Source organism: Pollutibacter soli (assembly GCA_029269725.1).
Taxonomy (GTDB): Bacteria; Bacteroidota; Bacteroidia; order Chitinophagales; family Chitinophagaceae; genus Pollutibacter; species Pollutibacter soli.
Genome location: JARJHS010000001.1, coordinates 467486 through 484729, shown reverse-complemented (window position 1 = coordinate 484729; position 17244 = coordinate 467486). Strand labels below are relative to the sequence as shown.

At 41.5% G+C, this 17244-nt stretch carries 20 protein-coding genes; 10 read left to right on the top strand and 10 right to left on the bottom strand.

All coding sequences use genetic code 11. The features are described 5' to 3' along the window. Positions 1-15: 15 nt before the first annotated feature. A complete protein-coding gene (locus tag P2W82_RS02070; protein WP_336514172.1) occupies positions 16-909 on the bottom strand; it encodes a DUF72 domain-containing protein in 894 nt (297 codons plus the stop codon). A 71-nt stretch (positions 910-980) separates the two neighbouring features. Here P2W82_RS02070 and xth point away from each other — a divergent pair, with 71 nt between their 5' ends. Next, positions 981-1748: an exodeoxyribonuclease III gene (gene xth / locus P2W82_RS02065; RefSeq protein ID WP_336514171.1), complete on the top strand. Its 768-nt coding sequence runs from the start codon at positions 981-983 to the stop codon at positions 1746-1748. A gap of 10 nt (positions 1749-1758) precedes the next feature. On the opposite strand, the gene P2W82_RS02060 is transcribed toward xth, so the two are convergent. Together P2W82_RS02060 and P2W82_RS02055 are read right to left on the bottom strand one after the other, a co-directional pair. Beyond that, positions 1759-2229 carry an NUDIX hydrolase gene (locus tag P2W82_RS02060; protein WP_336514170.1) on the bottom strand — a complete coding sequence of 157 codons (471 nt, stop codon included), beginning with the start codon at positions 2227-2229 and terminating at the stop codon, positions 1759-1761. A gap of 74 nt (positions 2230-2303) precedes the next feature. Further along, positions 2304-3482 (bottom strand): serine hydrolase domain-containing protein, encoded by a 1179-nt coding sequence (locus P2W82_RS02055; protein ID WP_336514169.1) that lies wholly within the window; start codon positions 3480-3482, stop codon positions 2304-2306. A 309-nt stretch (positions 3483-3791) separates the two neighbouring features. Here P2W82_RS02055 and P2W82_RS02050 point away from each other — a divergent pair, with 309 nt between their 5' ends. The 4 genes from P2W82_RS02050 to P2W82_RS02035 all read left to right on the top strand — a co-directional run bounded on the left by P2W82_RS02050 (position 3792) and on the right by P2W82_RS02035 (position 7688). Continuing rightward, positions 3792-4094 carry a hypothetical protein gene (locus tag P2W82_RS02050; RefSeq protein ID WP_336514168.1) on the top strand — a complete coding sequence of 101 codons (303 nt, stop codon included), beginning with the start codon at positions 3792-3794 and terminating at the stop codon, positions 4092-4094. Positions 4095-4120: 26 nt separating this feature from the next. Further along, positions 4121-6043: a S8 family serine peptidase gene (locus tag P2W82_RS02045; protein WP_336514167.1), complete on the top strand. Its 1923-nt coding sequence runs from the start codon at positions 4121-4123 to the stop codon at positions 6041-6043. A gap of 79 nt (positions 6044-6122) precedes the next feature. After that, positions 6123-6764 (top strand): hypothetical protein, encoded by a 642-nt coding sequence (locus tag P2W82_RS02040; RefSeq protein ID WP_336514166.1) that lies wholly within the window; start codon positions 6123-6125, stop codon positions 6762-6764. Beyond that, a complete protein-coding gene (locus P2W82_RS02035) occupies positions 6765-7688 on the top strand; it encodes an ATP-grasp domain-containing protein (protein WP_336514165.1) in 924 nt (307 codons plus the stop codon). Positions 7689-8045: 357 nt separating this feature from the next. Here P2W82_RS02035 and P2W82_RS02030 read toward each other — a convergent pair whose 3' ends face one another. Continuing rightward, positions 8046-8768, bottom strand: a complete 723-nt coding sequence (locus P2W82_RS02030) for a 3-keto-disaccharide hydrolase (protein WP_336514164.1) — start codon at positions 8766-8768, stop codon at positions 8046-8048. A gap of 251 nt (positions 8769-9019) precedes the next feature. On the opposite strand from P2W82_RS02030, the gene P2W82_RS02025 reads away from it, so the two are divergent. The 4 genes from P2W82_RS02025 (at position 9020) to P2W82_RS02010 (ending at position 12646) form a co-directional block, all read left to right on the top strand. Then, a complete protein-coding gene (locus P2W82_RS02025) occupies positions 9020-9493 on the top strand; it encodes an SRPBCC domain-containing protein (protein ID WP_336514163.1) in 474 nt (157 codons plus the stop codon). A 246-nt stretch (positions 9494-9739) separates the two neighbouring features. Further along, entirely contained in the window at positions 9740-10642 is a 903-nt protein-coding gene (locus P2W82_RS02020; RefSeq protein WP_336514162.1) for a hypothetical protein, read from the top strand. A gap of 223 nt (positions 10643-10865) precedes the next feature. Then, positions 10866-11738 (top strand): alpha/beta hydrolase, encoded by an 873-nt coding sequence (locus tag P2W82_RS02015; RefSeq protein WP_336514161.1) that lies wholly within the window; start codon positions 10866-10868, stop codon positions 11736-11738. 29 nt (positions 11739-11767) lie between these two features. Continuing rightward, positions 11768-12646 (top strand): alpha/beta hydrolase, encoded by an 879-nt coding sequence (locus tag P2W82_RS02010; RefSeq protein ID WP_336514160.1) that lies wholly within the window; start codon positions 11768-11770, stop codon positions 12644-12646. Positions 12647-12801: 155 nt separating this feature from the next. On the opposite strand, the gene P2W82_RS24760 is transcribed toward P2W82_RS02010, so the two are convergent. The 6 genes from P2W82_RS24760 to P2W82_RS01985 all read right to left on the bottom strand — a co-directional run bounded on the left by P2W82_RS24760 (position 12802) and on the right by P2W82_RS01985 (position 16185). Next, the gene (locus P2W82_RS24760) at positions 12802-12999 is read right to left on the bottom strand and encodes a hypothetical protein (protein ID WP_419555695.1); all 198 of its coding nucleotides are present in this window, start codon (positions 12997-12999) and stop codon (positions 12802-12804) included. Between the two features lie 91 nt (positions 13000-13090). Then, positions 13091-13582, bottom strand: coding sequence for a cyclophilin-like fold protein (locus P2W82_RS02005; protein WP_336514159.1), 492 nt, complete (start codon positions 13580-13582; stop codon positions 13091-13093). Then, positions 13579-13974, bottom strand: coding sequence for a (R)-mandelonitrile lyase (locus P2W82_RS02000; protein ID WP_336514158.1), 396 nt, complete (start codon positions 13972-13974; stop codon positions 13579-13581). Before P2W82_RS02000 ends, P2W82_RS02005 begins: the two co-directional genes overlap by 4 nt. 25 nt (positions 13975-13999) lie before the next feature. After that, entirely contained in the window at positions 14000-14491 is a 492-nt protein-coding gene (locus tag P2W82_RS01995) for a cupin domain-containing protein (RefSeq protein WP_336514157.1), read from the bottom strand. 62 nt (positions 14492-14553) lie between these two features. Then, positions 14554-15519 carry an alpha/beta hydrolase gene (locus P2W82_RS01990; protein WP_336514156.1) on the bottom strand — a complete coding sequence of 322 codons (966 nt, stop codon included), beginning with the start codon at positions 15517-15519 and terminating at the stop codon, positions 14554-14556. Positions 15520-15621: 102 nt separating this feature from the next. Continuing rightward, positions 15622-16185: a DapH/DapD/GlmU-related protein gene (locus P2W82_RS01985; RefSeq protein ID WP_336514155.1), complete on the bottom strand. Its 564-nt coding sequence runs from the start codon at positions 16183-16185 to the stop codon at positions 15622-15624. 111 nt (positions 16186-16296) lie between these two features. On the opposite strand from P2W82_RS01985, the gene P2W82_RS01980 reads away from it, so the two are divergent. Further along, positions 16297-17124: a helix-turn-helix domain-containing protein gene (locus tag P2W82_RS01980; protein ID WP_336514154.1), complete on the top strand. Its 828-nt coding sequence runs from the start codon at positions 16297-16299 to the stop codon at positions 17122-17124. Positions 17125-17244: the final 120 nt, after the last annotated feature.

Sequence of the window (17244 nt, the reverse complement as noted above, 5' to 3'; positions counted from 1 at the left end):
ATTTACGCCACGTTTTTATGAAACAAATTCGACTTCCGGCAGATCAAGTTTACATTTCCTGTTAAAAGACTGAACGACGTATTGTGTCAGCTCGGGAGATTTTCCCTCATCGTGCATATGCATGAAAAAATAAATTTCATCGATACCAGTATCAAGCCATTTTTTAATCCGGTTGGCCCATTGATCGATCCGCTTAAAATCTGTCGGATGCAGACTATTGCCGACAAAACGTATAAAGGTTTTTGGAGTCGTCAGATTCATATGCAACACATCTCTTCGTCCTGCAGTATCTGTAATTACTGATCCGATATTCAACTCACGCAGCTTAGCATAATATCGATCCATCAGTTTCCTGTCCCTGTAAAAATCAGCCCATCTTTCCTCAATAAAAAAAACAATATCCTTAGGAAGAGATTCCAGGTAACGAAAAAAATCTTTTTCACCCTGCTCATCCCATTTAATTTTTTCATCGTGCGTAATGAATACAGGCCCCAGTTCATTTTTTAATGTGCGTATATATTTCAAAAAGTCTTTCGTAACTGAATCCCTCGTTGGTGAATGCTTCATAAAACTCATTCCCCTATGAGCTTTGGGACAAAATCTGAAAGCAGGATTGTCCACCTCCTTCATCCACTCCTTAAATTTTTCAGGTCCGTAAATTTTATAATGCGTAGCGTTGAGTTCAATGGAATCATAGTGCTTCCCGTAATAGTGTAGAAAATCTTTCTCTTTTGTACCTTTTGGATATATTTTCCCGATCCATTCCCTTCTTCCCCATTTTGCGCACCCGAGAAATACCTTACCCCCGCCCTTCCCTTTTTTCAGGACGACGGAATTATTTTTAGGTTCTGCCGGAAGTTTGAAAATTACTTTCTCCAGTTCTTTTTTTGTTAAAGCACCAAATTCCATGAGTCAATAATAAGTTGGTCCGAAATTTAAAACGCTTACCAGGTAACATTGGTTTAATACAATATACAAAAATGAAAATTGCAACATTTAACGTGAATGGAATCAACGGAAGATTAGACAACCTGCTTCGCTGGCTGAAGGAATCTGATCCTGATGTTGTCTGCCTCCAGGAACTCAAAACGGTAGATGATAAATTTCCGGAAACAGCGATCAATGATGCCGGTTACCACGCGGTCTGGCACGGACAGAAAAGCTGGAACGGAGTAGCCGTTCTTTCCAAAACCGAAATCAAAGAAGTCAGACGCATATTGCCTGGAGATCCCGCCGATAGTCAAAGCCGATATCTTGAAGTTATCATAAATAATATCCTGCTGGTTTGTATCTATCTTCCTAACGGGAACCCCTATCCCGGTGAGAAATTCGATTATAAACTAAAGTGGTTCCGGCGGCTCACCACGCAGGCAAAAAAATTGCTTACGCATGATGTTCCTGTGATTATTGCCGGTGATTTTAACGTGATGCCTACTGAGCTTGATACATATAAACCACAGAAGTACATCAACGATGCATTGTTTCGTATCGAGATTCGCGATGCATACAAAGCTTTGCTTGAATCAGGATATACTGACGCTATCCGAAAACTTTATCCAAAAGAAGCTATCTATACTTTCTGGGATTATTTCAGGAAAGCCTGGGAGCGAAATGCTGGTTTAAGAATCGATCATTTCCTGTTGAATAAAAAAATTTTAAGCCGCCTGAAAGCGGGAGGTGTGGACCGCGATGTGCGGGGCTGGGAAAAAGCAAGTGATCATGCACCTGTCTGGATTGAATTGAAGTGAAAAAAAATTTTCAAGGCGTACGGGATGCAATGATCGTTTCCAGTTCAACAATCAAAGGAACCTGCCCGGGATTTATTTTCAGTTTCGCAACATCAGCTATAAACCACATGGCTCTGTCGATTTCAGGAAAGCTTTTTTTCTTGCCGGAACGCGGCGGCCATTCCATTTCAAATGAATTGCTTTTGATTCGATTGGCGTCGATATCCATTTCCAGCGCCCAGGCATGAATTATTTTTCCGCCTTTGAGTCTGGCTGGTGCCAGTGAAATAAAGTCACCATCTGCTGTAAACCCGGTCTCTTCAGTAAACTCTCTTTTTGCAGCCTCCAGTACGTCTTCTTTTTCATCATATTCCCCTTTTGGAATCGACCAGGCGCCTGCATCCTTTTTTGCCCAGAAAGGCCCGCCCGGATGAACAAGAAATACTTCGGTGCTCGATTCAACAAAACGATACAATAATATGCCGGCACTGCCTGTTGCCATGTCAGAACATTTTTGATTTTTGCAACCGAACTTTGTAAGGAAGAATATCAGATCCTTTCAGTTCCTGCCCCTGCCTATTTTTTCTGATCAAACGGAATATAGTACTCCCATTGCCATGGAGTGTACATATCACCGATACATTGCTCAAGAAGATATTTGAAAATCCCTTCTGCATTATCACTATTGGACATAATAACCATACCCGTGCCTTTCTCAAAAAACAAAATTGAATAATGCTGGAAGCCATCGCCATGCCCTTCTTTAAATGCGGCCCAGCCATATGGAGATTTTAACAAGCCCCAGCCAAGTCCATAAGACAATTCAATTTTATCATTCCAGTCGCCTTCCGTTTCTGACATGGGCCCAAACTGAGATTTCGATCTGATCCTGATTTGCGGCCTGAACATCTCTTTATAAGAAGCAGCAGAAATTATCTTCCTGTTCAGGACGGCTGTTACAAATTTCGAATAGTCGTCCAGAGTAGTTTCGAGTGTACTGGGGCCCCGAGGCGCATTGTCTTTATCTTTCGGGTATACCTTGCCGGCAGAATCGTGACCACTCGCGTAATCTGCTTCATATTGTTCCTGCCATTTGTAACTGCTGGAATTCATTCCCAGTGGGAGAAAGAGTTTTTCTCTTGCAATATCTTCCAGCGATTTGTTTGTCATCCTTTCAATTACTACCTGCAGGTACACCAGTCCTTCACCTGAATAACTGTATTTGCTGCCAGGTTCAAACCTGATCCGCAATTTCTGATCAGGCTCGAACCATCGCCAGTTGGGAAAACCTGTGGTATGACTCAAACACATCCTGGCTGTTATTTTCTTATATCGTGGATCATCTCTCAACGCGGAAAAGTCTTCGTGCCAGACTTTATGTTCATACTCATATATCGGACGAGGTAAATAATTCTGTAGCGGCGTATCCAACGAAATAAGTTTTTCATCCACCAGTTTCAAAACGATCACGGCGAAAACTGCTTTGCTCAAAGAAGCACCATACATATTGGAAGAAACATTCAGTGTCTTTCCTGTTTTTGCATTGGCAAGGCCATAAGCTTTTTCAAATACAGCTTTTTTCCTGTTATAAATGGCGATCTCCATCCCGGTGACGTTCGCTTTATCTATCAGTGCCGCAACCGATTTTGTGAGAGAATCCTGGCTGATCAGCGAGCCATTCAGCCGTGTGATTCTTATTTGTGAAAAGCATTTCATTGCAATAACCATCACCATTAAAAAAAATACGAATCTCATAGAAACCATTTTTGTGTAAGGTTGAATGTCGCTTGAGAATGGTAGCAACTACCATTGTTCCTGAAGTTAAGAAAGCATACACTGTTATGAAAAATTATAATTTTATAGGAAAGGTGAGATTGCTTGCCAGTAAAACTTTTGATCATAATATTATAAAAACAGAAGTAAACGCAGAAATTCGGTTGTTGGTAACCGTTAATATGGTAAATCACGGCGATTTCCGATGATGGTTGTTGCTCCTGCCCTGAAAAGATCGGAAGCTTCTGCGCCATGGTGGCCGGGTTAAAAAACCCGGCCAGGTGTAAAAAAATGATTATACATTTACGCATGATTGCAGTCACGGTTTCTTCTGCTTTAGGGAAACTTCTTCACCAATCTGAAGACCTCCATAAACCTCCGCACAAGAAGAAATACCACGCATTGCTCCAATGGCTTGAATCACATCGCTCAAAATTAGTTGCAACTTTTCCGGGTATTGAAGATGAGATGATGCAGGTGCATTTTGTGCTTCGTTCCGATGAATACATTACCGATTCAATGCTGGAGGAATTCCGTCGTCTCCCAGGCGTAGAAGCTGCCTACCGTAAGCCGGAAGACAGCTTGCCGGAATAGTTTCTTTAACCTCTAAAATACCGATTATGGCAAAAGCAAAATCGAGCCAGGCCCCGGCGTCTGCTGAAGGCAGTGAGCTTATTGTGATTGTTCAACCCGATTCAAGTCTCCGCTCGGATGGCTTGACAGTCTCCTCTGCGACAGGAAAAAAAGTGAGCGGAATCAATGCGGTACTTAAAAACCACAAAGCCAGTCTCATTCCTATTTTCGGACCGGGAAACCGGTTGTCGCGCAGTACAGTCGCGTCTTCTGCAAGTTTTGAGCAGGCAGGCATTGATCCGGCCTCTTACTATTTCGTTGACGCTCCCGGGAACCTCAACACATTGGCAAAAGCGTTGCTCAGTGAAGGCATCGTTGAAGCTGCCTATGTAAAACCTCCTGCTGAACCTCCTGTGATCATCGATGAAAGTATTCCCGGGCCGGCACTCTCAGAAGATGCACCCCCCGTTACTCCCAGTTTTGTATCAAGACAATTGTACCTGGATCCGGCACCGGGTGGCATTGATGCAGAATATGCATGGACGCTTGCTGGTGGAAAAGGTGACGGTATTCGTATCATAGATATTGAAGGAGCCTGGCGTTTTACCCATGAGGACCTGAAACGAAACCAGGGAGGTGTAATCGGCGGTGTGCAATCAACAGATATCAGCTGGCGCAATCATGGTACGGCGGTAGCAGGCGAATTTGGTGGTGACGAAAATCCCTTTGGCATAACCGGGATCAGTCCAAACTCAAACGTAAGAGCCATCTCCATTTTTGGCGGTCTTGGTTCGGCAGCTGCTATCAGGAAAGCTGCTGATTCTTTAAGTAAAGGCGACATCATTCTTATTGAACTGCATCGCCCGGGCCCCCGTCATAATTTCCAGAACAGAACTGACCAGCTCGGTTACATTGCAGTAGAATTCTGGCCTGATGACTATGCTGCTATTTTGTATGCAGTTGGCAAAGGCGTAATTGTTGTAGAAGCTGCAGGGAACGGCGCTGAAAATCTGAGCGATGTTTTGTACAATACAAGGCCAGTTGGTTTCCCGACGACGTGGAGAAATCCTTTCAATCCAGCCAACCCCAGTTCAAATGCAGTATTGGTTGGTGCAGGAGCGCCACCACCGGGAACGCATGGCCGAAATCACGGAACTGATCGCTCAAGGCTTGAATTCTCGAATTATGGAGCAAGACTGGATGTACAGGGATGGGGTCGTGAGGTAACATCGACAGGATATGGAGATCTGCAGGGTGGAGCTGATGAAGATTTCTGGTACACTGATGTTTTCAGCGGAACTTCCAGCGCATCACCGATTGTAGTTGGTGCAATTGCATGTATCCAGGGAAGATTGCGAAACCGTGCTAAAACGCTACTCACGCCAACGACAGCCCGGAATATTCTTCGCACGACAGGTTCTCCGCAGCAGGACACGGCCGGGAGACCAGCGACTCAACGCATCGGAAACCGGCCAAACCTGAAGCAAATCTTTACAGCACTTGGTATCGGGGGTGTAAGGATAAAAATTGTCAAAGACGTAAAAGAAAAAGAAAGAAAAGAAATTATAAAGGAAGGAAAAGACACCAAGGAAAAAGATACCAAAGAATTGAAGGATGTAAAAGAAAAAGAAATGAAGGAATTCAAGGAAAAGGAAAAGGACACCAAAGAATTAAAAGACAAAGAAAAAGAAATAAAAGAAGTGCTGGAAAAAGTCAAAGACTTCAAAGAAAGAGAAAAACCTGTCGAAACCGGCGGCGGCATTTTACATCCCGAAACGGGAGCATCCACAGAAGAACGATTACAGAATCTCGAATCCCTGGTACAACAACTTTCGCATTTCATAAGTGGCGAGAACAGGCCCGATCTGCAATCGTCTTTATTCGATACTGGCGAAGAAGAAGATGAGTTTCAGAAAAACAGCAATGACTCAAAAAATTACAAGGATAGTAAGGATATAGAAACAATCTGAAATAATGATTTGCATGTTGTTGAATAGTGACGATTTGCCTGGAAGATGGCTTTTCCGTTCGTTGAAAAACGCAGGAACAATGGACATTAAACTGATTTCTGCGGAGGAGTTGGTTTACGCTCCGGTATTCGATTGCGGCTATCAAAACGGGAAAGCTTTCTTCTCAGTTGAGCTTGCCAGTGGATTTGTTTTGTCCGACCAAAACGTTACTGCAACAATCAACAGGATCAGTCATCTCCCATTACAACATGTAGAAAGATTTAAAACGGAAGACCGTGAATATGTCTCCGCAGAGCTTATATCGAATTTTGCATTTCTGTTTTCTATTCTGCCACATATCGTTTTTAATAACACCAGTCCTTCCGGCTTCTGTGGAAGGGTACGTTCTGATATCGAATGGTTGTTGCTGGCAAAGAAAGCCGGCTTTGAAACTTCAGCTTTCGTGTATGAAAACAAAATCACGGATAAGTTGTCACCAGTAAAAAATGATGCCCTGAAAAATCTGTTGTACTTCAATGGACGATGTTATGGAGATAACGCTGTCTTATCTTCCAGCGCTGTAACCATCTGCAAGGAGTTTGGAGAAATCAGTGCCGAAAATATTATTGAGATCTGGTTTTATGAGGATGAGAAAAGACTCCATTTTCATAGCGCAACTGTTCATCCTTCATTTCATAATGCCGGTACCGAATTCATTGATGATCTAAACAGCCTCCTTTAAATGATTTTATTATATGGCATACCAGGAGATGGACCGCTCGAACTGATCGCAGATACGCTCGAAGCAAAAGGCATGGATTTTTTCCTAGTCAATCCCCGACAATTCAAATTACTGGATTTTATTTTTTTCTATGATGGAAAGCATTTCGGAGGGGAGATTTCGATCGGAGCTGATTCATATCCTCTTGATAAAATTACAGGTATATATAACCGTGGCTTTGACTTTGAGCTCGTACCTGAAGCAAAAGATCTGTTTGAAACTGATACTTTCAGCATGTATCAGAAAATGTTTAACCTCTTTAATCAATGGATCGAAGTTTCAGAAGCAAGGGTTATCAACAGGGCTTCTGCCATGGCAAGTAATGCATCAAAGCCGTATCAACTTTCGCTGATAAAATCCTTTTTCAAAATCCCCGACAGCCTGGTAACAAATTCAATTCGATCGCTGAACAGTTTCAGGGAAAAATACAGGGAGATTATTTATAAATCCTCAAGCAGTATCAGGTCAGTCGTAAAATCAATAGAGCACGGAGATACAGGAATGGACTTTCATTCAATCAGAAACTGCGCAACACTTTTCCAGGAAAGATTGGTTGGCACGAACTATCGTGTACATGTTATTGATAAAAAATTGTTTGCCATAAAAGCAGAAGCTGAAACTGTAGACTACAGGTACAGCTCGAGGGAAGGAAAGGAAACAATTTTGGAAGAGATAAAGTTGCCTGCATCTATTTCAAAAAAATGTCTTGCTCTTGCAAACGCATTAGGGCTTGCATTTGCGGGTATAGATCTTTTTCTGACGGATAATAGTGAATGGTATTGTTTTGAAGTAAATCCCAGTCCGGGTTTTAGTTATTTCGAGAATAATACCGGAGTTCCGATTGCGGATGCGGTGGTTGAGTATCTGGCTGGAGTTAAAAGTTAAATGGCGAAAGTTGAAGGTTGAAGGTTGAAGGGTGAAGGTAGGATTAGGTAGTTTGAAGGATAAGTCGCTTTGCTTCTGGATTTTCGGAATGCAATCAGGCAAAATATTTTACCGTTTCTTCATTACCGCCCTTACCGTACCGTCTACGTCTTTTAATAGTAACAAAGATGATATTACTCAGAGGTAGACGGGAAATACGGTAATAACGGAAAGAATACGGGAAGATATATATGCAGGAATCGAGCTACAATGAATTAGACTCCAGCCCAAATCCAGATTGAATTATCACCTACACTACCTATTCCTAGGTTGAAGGTATGAACAGCCGGCGAATGTAATGCATATTCGAAATTGCACTTACAAGTTTTTAATCTTGATATTCCGGAATGAAACGCCGTTGAGCCAATCCTGCAATGCAATATGACCTTTAGTTGATTTGCTGTACTGCGGGAAATTTTTGAAGCCACTGTTTGCTACTGAATCTGTCCAGGCCTGTGATTTGAAATCTTCTATTGCCGTAAGTACATCATTTACATAAAATTCGATTTTGCCATTCTGCTGAAGAATTCTTCCCTTGTTCCATTGTCCGGCAGAAGCCTGCGCTGCAGGATTTTTTTGCGGCGCAAATCCGTACAGACAACCTGACCTCTTTTTAAGCTGATCAAAATCATGATGTGCACTATCCAGAAGCTGGTATTCGGGTCCTGTCGTCCATGCTCTAGGATATTCCGGCTTCTCTACAACATTGATAAATACTCCGCTATTGCCACCCTTGCTGATTTTCCAATCAAAATGAAGATCGAAGTTTTCAAACTCTTTATCCGTGAGCAGATCCGCAGGTGCAGCAGTATCTTCCGGACTGCAATAGAGCTCGCCGTTTTTAACGAGCCAGGCAGTGGTTGTTTTGCTTCCGTTGTACACATGCCAGCCATCAGAAGTAACGCCATCAAATAACAATTCCCAACCTTCAGATTTCTCTTTGTCGGTTAGTTGATTGTTCAATACAGATCCTGAATTACAGGAAAAAATGGCCGGGGAAAAACTGAAACTGATTATAAAAACGGGCAGGAAGATTTTCATATTAATTATATCAATCGTTTAACCTGAAAAGTTAATAACTGCGGGTGGACTGACAAAATGAAATTGCTTTTGGCGTTGAGTCTGACTCTCCTTTATACTTGATTTCATCGGGCTGATTTTTTAATGATTAAGTAAACAATCGTAGAGTAAGAATGCCTGCAAAGATTAAATACATTAGCAATATCATTTTTACACTTCAAATTGCGGAGTCAGACAGAGCGTAAAAGTATTACTAATAACGAGTTAATGGCATGTCACAGCAAACAACCAATACAAGAATAATCCGTGCGACTGCTGAAAAAATTTATGAGGCTCTGACAAATCCCGATGCTTTGAAGCAGTGGCAGGTTCCTGGTGATATGACTGCAAAGATTCACCGATTCGATTTACGTGAAGGTGGCGGATATGAGATGAGTTTATTTTACCCCGAGAGTGAAAGTGCAGTGAAGGGCAAGACATCAACGAAAGAAGACAGGTTCACTGCCCGATATCTCAAACTTATTCCGGATAAAAAAATCCTGCAGGCAATCGACTTTCAAAGTGATGATCCTGCTTTCTCGGGTGAAATGATTCTTGAGATAAATTTGGAGGAAGTTGCTGATGGCACAAAAGTCAGTTTTCATTTTACAAATATTCCTGCTGGAATCAATCCGGCAGATAATGAAGAAGGTACGAGGGAGTCACTGGAAAAACTGGCGGTATATATTGACCATAGTTCTGAATAAAAATATGTAAAGCCTGCTTTCGGAGCAGTTTCAGTTAAAATTGAAGTTCATTATTTGTAATAATTTTTAATCAGCGGAACGATTACTAATAAATAGGTGATTCTTTTCTCTTCTTCAATCGCTTTCATCTTTTAAATATTCTCCGCACTCCGCGTAACGGCTGTTCCTATTGCCACAGGCGATATAAATTAAGTTTAACTTCTTTTGAATTAAATTTGATTCCTTTTGTCGGTACACATGATTAGCATGAAAACACTGCTCACCTTCCTGCTGCTGGCTTCTGTATCCTGTTATGGGAAAAAAGTTTACACTCTTTCAAAAAACGATTTTATTTACCAGTTCAGAGATACAACAAATCTGTTGCAGGTGCATTGTATCAATGAGAAAGGGTTAAAAGTTTGGTTACACACTACCGCACAGACCATCCTTGTTGCAAAAATGCAGGAAAGCAGAGAGAAAAAATTGATTCTTTACAAAGTGACATTGAAAGGCGACGCAATTGAGGCTATCGAGTATAATGTTTGGATACCTTCAAAGAAAATCATCTCAATAAATATCGACAGCGTTCATTCCTTTGAGATAGAGAAAAACGGATTCCAGGAATACGAGCGACCTTATTTTAGTTTAGACAGCGCCAGGGCTCTGTTGAAATTCAAAAATGATTCACTCGCAAACGCGTATACAGGTGGTGAGGAATTTGTGATTTACATGAAAGAAAAAAACAACCCTGCTGCCGATACGATTGCAATTATTGAAAATGCGTGCTATCATTTGAAATTTAAAGACGGCAATGATGCAGAATTCGGCGTGGTATATAAGATAACAAAGGATTCAATATCTGTATCCAATCGATTTAATGAAGCAATAGCAAAAAGAGATAAAAAAGAATACAGGATTTACAATTACGCCATCAGCGATCTGGCGGAATTAAGCGTATTTAGATTCAAAGGACAAAAGTTCAGGACACTGAAATTTACAGATTACGATATCCTGGTCTCAACCGTTCCAAAAGCGGATCATGGTTGCCCATGCTGGTTTTCCCTGGTCCGGTACAACGGTGAAGTTTATTTTTACAGGTACTGGCGAACTGAAAACGGTTTCGCAGGAATATCTGAACAGAATGGAAGACCGATCTGGCTTGAGCGATAATACTCTGACACCATGTAGTTGTTGCAAATAACATAAAATAATACGGCGAAGAAACGGGCATTATTTTAAGTGAGATATGTATATTGAATTGTGGAAGTTGCTGAAAAGGTTGTCGTAATAAAAATTTGTCCTGGTTAACAGCATCGGTAAAGATCCAATGCTGCAGTTTGAATCTTAATAATGAATCAGCACTACTCTGTAAAAATTTAAATAACGATTTGCAATGAATAAGATCCGCTTTTTGTTTGTTTTAATGTTAGCGACCAGTGGTACAATCGCTTTTGCAGCTTCAGTAGACTCGATTGATGTGTCGAGCACGGTGATGAATAAAACGTATAAGGCTGCTGTCGTACTTCCGGAGTCCTATGCAAAAAGTAAAGCTGCATACCCCGTGTTGTATTTGTTGCACGGTGGAGGTGGTCATTTTCGTGACTGGCTGACTTCTACCCCAGACAAAATGCTGGTAAAAAATCTTTCTGATCAATACAACATTATTATCGTTATGCCGGAAGGCGAAACATTCAGCTGGTACCTGGACAGTCCTGTTGACAAAGGCTCCCAATTTGAGACCTACCTTACGAAAGAGGTCATTAATAAAATTGACAACAATTACCGGACTGTGCGCAGCAATAAAGGACGTGTAATTACCGGGCTCTCCATGGGTGGGCACGGAGCACTATTCCTTGCAACCCGGCATCCGGAATTGTTTTGTGCTGCAGGCAGTATGAGTGGGGCATTGGATATGAACACCGAAAACTGGAAAATACAATCTGATTTTTCTTCGCGCGTCAAAAAAGGATTTCAGCAGATTGTCGGCGACACCTTAAACTCAGCGTTGTATGGCAGCTACTCAGTGGTGAATATGGTAGACAAAATTAAATCCAATGGATTGAAATTGATCATCGACTGTGGTGTAGACGATTTTCTCGTCGAAGCAAACCGTGAGCTGCATCGACGCCTGGTCTATAGTCGTACTGCACACGATTATACTGAAAGGCCAGGTGGACATACCTGGGATTACTGGCAAAATTCACTTCCTTATCACCTGGTATTCTTTGGTCGGATACTGAAGGAAAATAGTGTTACCGTACAATAAGTCCCACTCTATATCATAAAATTATTTCTATGCGAATGAAAAACCTTTGCCTTCATATATTTTTTTTTTTTATTGTTTCGTTTGCGAAGGCTTCATCTGTCGATACTATCGAAGTACACAGCGCCGCGATGAATAAAACGCTGAAGGCTGCCGTTGTACTGCCGGCAGGGTATAAAAACTCAACCGAGCTCTTTCCCGTTCTTTACCTGCTGCATGGTGGCCAGGGAAGTTTTCGCGATTGGCTCACACAGCCTCCGGATAAGATGTTGTTACATCGCCTCGCAGATCAGTACAATATTATTATCGTTACGCCGGAAGGCAATACCACCAGTTATTATTTTGACAGTCCACTCGATAAAGGAAGTCAGTTTGAGTCTTTCATTTCAAAAGAAGTCATTGCAAAAATTGAAAGCAGCTATCGTGTTATCAAGGAGAAAAAAGGACGGGTTATAGCGGGACTGTCGATGGGCGGTCATGGTGCGATGTTCATCGCTGCCCGCCATCCTGAATTATTTGCAGCAGCGGGAAGCATGAGTGGTGTAATGAATATTGATACACGAACATGGAAAGTGCCTCCAGCTTTTGCTAAATCAAGGTCTGAAAACTTCGCCCGATTGCTAGGTCCGCCAAAGGACACCGTAGCACCATATATCGATTACACGATTGTTGGTATGGTGGACAAACTTAAGGCCAACGATGTGAAACTCATTTTTGATATTGGCGTCGATGATTTTCTGATTGACAATAATCGTGACCTGCATCGCCGCCTTCTGGCGAATGGTACACCTCATGATTACATTGAGCGTCCCGGAAAACACGAATGGTCATATTGGGAAGCGGCCCTGCCTTATCAGATGCTCTTCTTTAACGCGGTGCTTAAATCTACCGGTGCTAAAGCAAAGAGATAGGACGCCAGGCTGATGTTTGCTGATAGTTAAGGAATAAATGAATTTGCCTCTGGAAAAATGAAACTCGTAGCCATCAGCTACCTCGTCGCCTTTGTTACGGAATATACCAGGCTATAATTTTAACTGGGGATTTAAATTTTTTCGCAAACTTATTTTTATTCAATGGTCAATCCTCTTGGTCCAAAAAGATAGGAGGACGATGCAGGGCCATCTAAAGTGGCTACGCTTTGGGTTTGGCCAGCAATTGGAGAAACCCTCCCAACTGTCGAAACTTTCCTGATTAAATTATTAAAGGCGTCTGCAACATAAATATTGCTGGATTTGTCGACGGCAATTCCATGGGGTTTATTGATAGCGGCGATATTTTAAGATCATTTGCCCTGTTGATTTTCTGAAATTCTTCTTCGGAAAATTTTTCAGGAATGGAAATCATTGTATTCAGTTCTATTGTAATTCGAATTTGACGATGATTTTTCCAGTACCTAATACTTTTTTAAGGCCGGTGACATTTTCAATTTTGCCCAACCGGGTGTAGCTATAAGAACTATTCAGATTTTCATAAAACAAAACCAGACAGTTATTGCCATACAGCATTAAGTCGCCGGCCATAATAGTTCCAGCAGGTGCAGAATCGGTAGGCAGGGTGGATGAAAAATAAAAGAATTTCTCATTGGCATTCAGCTCGCTCATTTCGATAGTCAAAGGCAACATAGATTTGAATTTTCTAACTGTTGGATTATCATTTAGTGATACTATAAACACAGCTGATCCAATGGTAATTTTCATTTTACTTAGTGTTGAATCATTGGGGTTGCCATTGTCGTTATTGATGTAAGTTTCAGTCTGATCATTTTTATAACAGCCCGCATGGCAAAACATAAAGGCTGTCGTTGCGACGACTATAAACAATAAATGCTTCCTAAAATTGATCTTCATCTTAAATACTGTTCTGCACTCACTTTTTCCATCCATGTTACAACCGATCCATTTACTTCTTCCTGTATGGCGATATGACTCATCGCTTTATTTATCGTTGCACCATGCCAGTGCTTTTCACCGGGTTCAAAATAGATTACATCACCAGGCGCTATTTCCAAAACTTCGCCCCCGTCCTTCTGTGCCCAGCCTAATCCGGAAATAACAATCAGGGTTTGTCCCGCAGGGTGAGTATGCCAGGCGGTCCTTGCACCTGGTTCAAAAGTTACCAGCACCCCGGCTGCTTTGGTTGCTTCCTGTTTCGAAAACAAAGGATCTATTCTTACATTTCCCGTGAACCAGTTTTCATTTCCAACAATGGATGCCTGAGTGCCGTTTTTTATGACTTTCATATTATGTCAATTAGAATTTAAAGTATCAAAGACCTGTGTATTCTTCATCCGTTACCGCCTGCTTCCAGTCAACGATTCCCTTACCTGTATTAGGCACGATATACATTTGTTGCATCCCGACATCGGGACTGGCTCCATGCCAATGCAAAACGTTGGGCGGGCATTTTACTACATCACCCTTTTTCAGTTTTTGTTTTGGCTGATCTTTTATTTGATGATAACCTTTACCATCAAGTATAATTAAAATCTGCCCACCGGGATGCAAATGCCAGTTACTTCTTGCACCCGGTTCGAAATATACGTTACCGACAAGGGTATTATAGATACTATCTGGTTCAATTAAACCTGTATTGAATGCATTGCCGGTAAAATTGGTCGAAGGCCCCTTTTTACCCTCAGGAAAAATTCCTTTGCTGATCCTGCCTTCTGTTTTCAATTTCAGATTGCTACAACTATGCAACAACGTTATTGAAACGGCGGAAAAAAGGATTGTCCTTATAGAAATATTATTTTTCATATTGCGTTTTTTCTTGTGAATAAGCCATGATCATTTGAACAATGATATTTTCCTCTCCTTATTTACTTCAGATTTTCCTTAAAAAATGATTCCAGTTTCCCAAACGGTATCTTATTAGTCTGATCATATAAATCCACATGAACCGCGTTTGGAATGATCATTAGTTCTTTTGGTTCTGCCGCAGCTTTAAATACATCTTCGCTGAAATACCTGGAATGAGCATTTTCTCCGGCAATCAGGAGCAACGGCCGCGGTGAGATTTCTTTGATATTACTAAGGATTGGCATATTCATAAAAGACAAAGCATTGGTCGCCGTCCACGAACCATTGGAATTAATTGAACGCGGATGAAAACCGCGATCTGTTTTGTAATAGTCAAAATACTGTTTTACAAAGTCGGGCTCGTTGCCTATCAGAATTTCGGGCAGGCCTCCAGGTGACATTGATGTGGAATCATTAGCAGCATCTTTCCAGCGTTGTTCACCCAACTGTTCAAAAGTACACGTACGTTGTTCTGCTGTAAGCGCATCGAAATATCCTTTCGACATAAGTCTTGTCATGTCGTACATACTGGTCGTTGCAACAGCTTTCACGCGTTTGTCAACTGCAGAAGCATTCAATGCAAAGCCTGCAAAACCGCAGATGCCGATGATGCCGATTCTGTTCCTGTCAATTTTTTTCTGTATCCCGAGAAAATCAACTGCCGCACTGAAATCTTCCGTGTTGATATCCGGTGAAGCGACATTTCGTGGTTCGCCGCTGCTCTCCCCGGTATAGGACGGATCAAAGGCCAGGGCCGCAAATCCGCGCTCAGCCATCTGGTTGGCATAAAATCCTGATGCCTGTTCTTTCACCGCTCCAAACGGTCCGCTGATTGCAACAGCAGCAAAAGAACTATCGCTTTCCATTGGCAGATACAGGTCGCCTGAAAGTACAATACCATAACGGTTTTTAAATTTTACTTTCTGCCTCGTTACTTTTTCGCTTAGCGTAAACGTATATTGTTCTGTTGAATTTATTATAATCATATCATTGGATTTTTCCTGATTCCGCTTCTCCATACATGATTGTCCGGAGAAAATAAAAGCCACAACTGCTGTCACGAATACTTTAGACATTGAATTGTTGAATTAGATAGATTTGATAATTTTTGCGGGAACTCCTGCTGCAACAGTGCCGGCGGGCACGTCTTTGGTAACAACTGCACCAGCAGCGACAACAGCATTTTCTCCTATGGTTATCCCCGGAAGTATAATAGCACCCGCACCAATCCAGGCGTTTTGTTTAATGTGAACTTTGCCCGGTATTAATGATTGCCTTTCAGCGGGTGATAATGGATGTCCTTCTGAAGTAATTTTCACACCCGGACCAATCAGAACATCGTCTTCAATCACAATTCCTCCAAGTGTCAGAAAAGTACAATTGAAATTGATGAATACATTTTTACCGATGCTGAAGTGTTTACCATAATTGATATAGATGGGCGGAAAAATGCCGACTGTTTCATCAATCACAGTCCCGGTAATTTCGCTGAGTTTTGATCTTATTTCCTCGGGATTGAAAGAACTGTTTAATTGCTGCAGCAATCGAATGGTATCGTAGGAAAAATCGCGCAGATCTTTCACGTTGGGATGAGCGGGGCTTACTGTTAACCCACTTTTCAGATCATCAAAAATTGTATTGCCGGTACTCATTTTTTTTGAATTTGATGGTACAAAATTACACTGTATCCACTTCTTATTTGTTACACCAATTACGCCAATAATGTCAAATATGTCTTATCTTGGTTTTCGTAATCAGAGAAAATGTCGAAAGGCGAGTTGTCCCGGATTTTACTTTCAGATATCACAGGAGAAAGAAATCTCCCGCATGATTTTTTCAGATGTTATCATACACACCTGTACTGTCACCGGGGAGATGTAAAGTTTTTATTTAACGATCAATTGATGGTATGCAAAGGCGGACAATTTTTATTCTGGTTTGCCGAAAGCAGGTTATCTGGTCTGCAGTTTTCGAAGAATTTCAAGGCTACTATACTCCTGGTGGAAAAGGATTTTTTGATGGAAAATATTCCTGACCAGAGCTGGAGCATCAATGCACAGCTGCACTCGAGGATGTATCCTGTAAAAACAAATATCAGCAAACAGGACAAAGAAAAAATCCTCACCAATTTCAAAAGACTCAATGAACGCTTCCTCGAAACCAACCACCGCTTTTATGAAGAAACACTGGGATTGCAAATGCAGTTATTCATCCTTGAGATGTGGGACACGTTCGCCAGTGAATATGATCAACGCAAACACAGTCTGCAAACGGGCACTCTTTATGAACGTTTCATTCAATTGCTTTCACAGTTTTGCATGCAACACAGAGAGGTACAATTTTATAGCGAAAAGCTGAATATTACTGCGAAATACCTTAACCACCTTTGTAAAATTCATTCGGACATAACGGCTTCCGAATGGATACAGCGCCATGCTAAAGAACGCATCATTATTCTTCTTCAGAACAGAAATTTCAGTATCTCCGAAATCGCGGATGAAATGGAATTCAGCAGCCGATCCTTTTTTACGCGTTATGTAAAAAAGTTGCTTGGAATGACGCCAAATGAATATCGGGCAAGGTTGAGGTGAGGAGGAACTGAATTCAAACAACCGCAATCCAGCATCTACTTAATCTCATATCAATTATTGATCGTTTTGAACTCAATAAATAATTCGTGCTTTTCCATCGCATTCAGTGCATGTATTGAG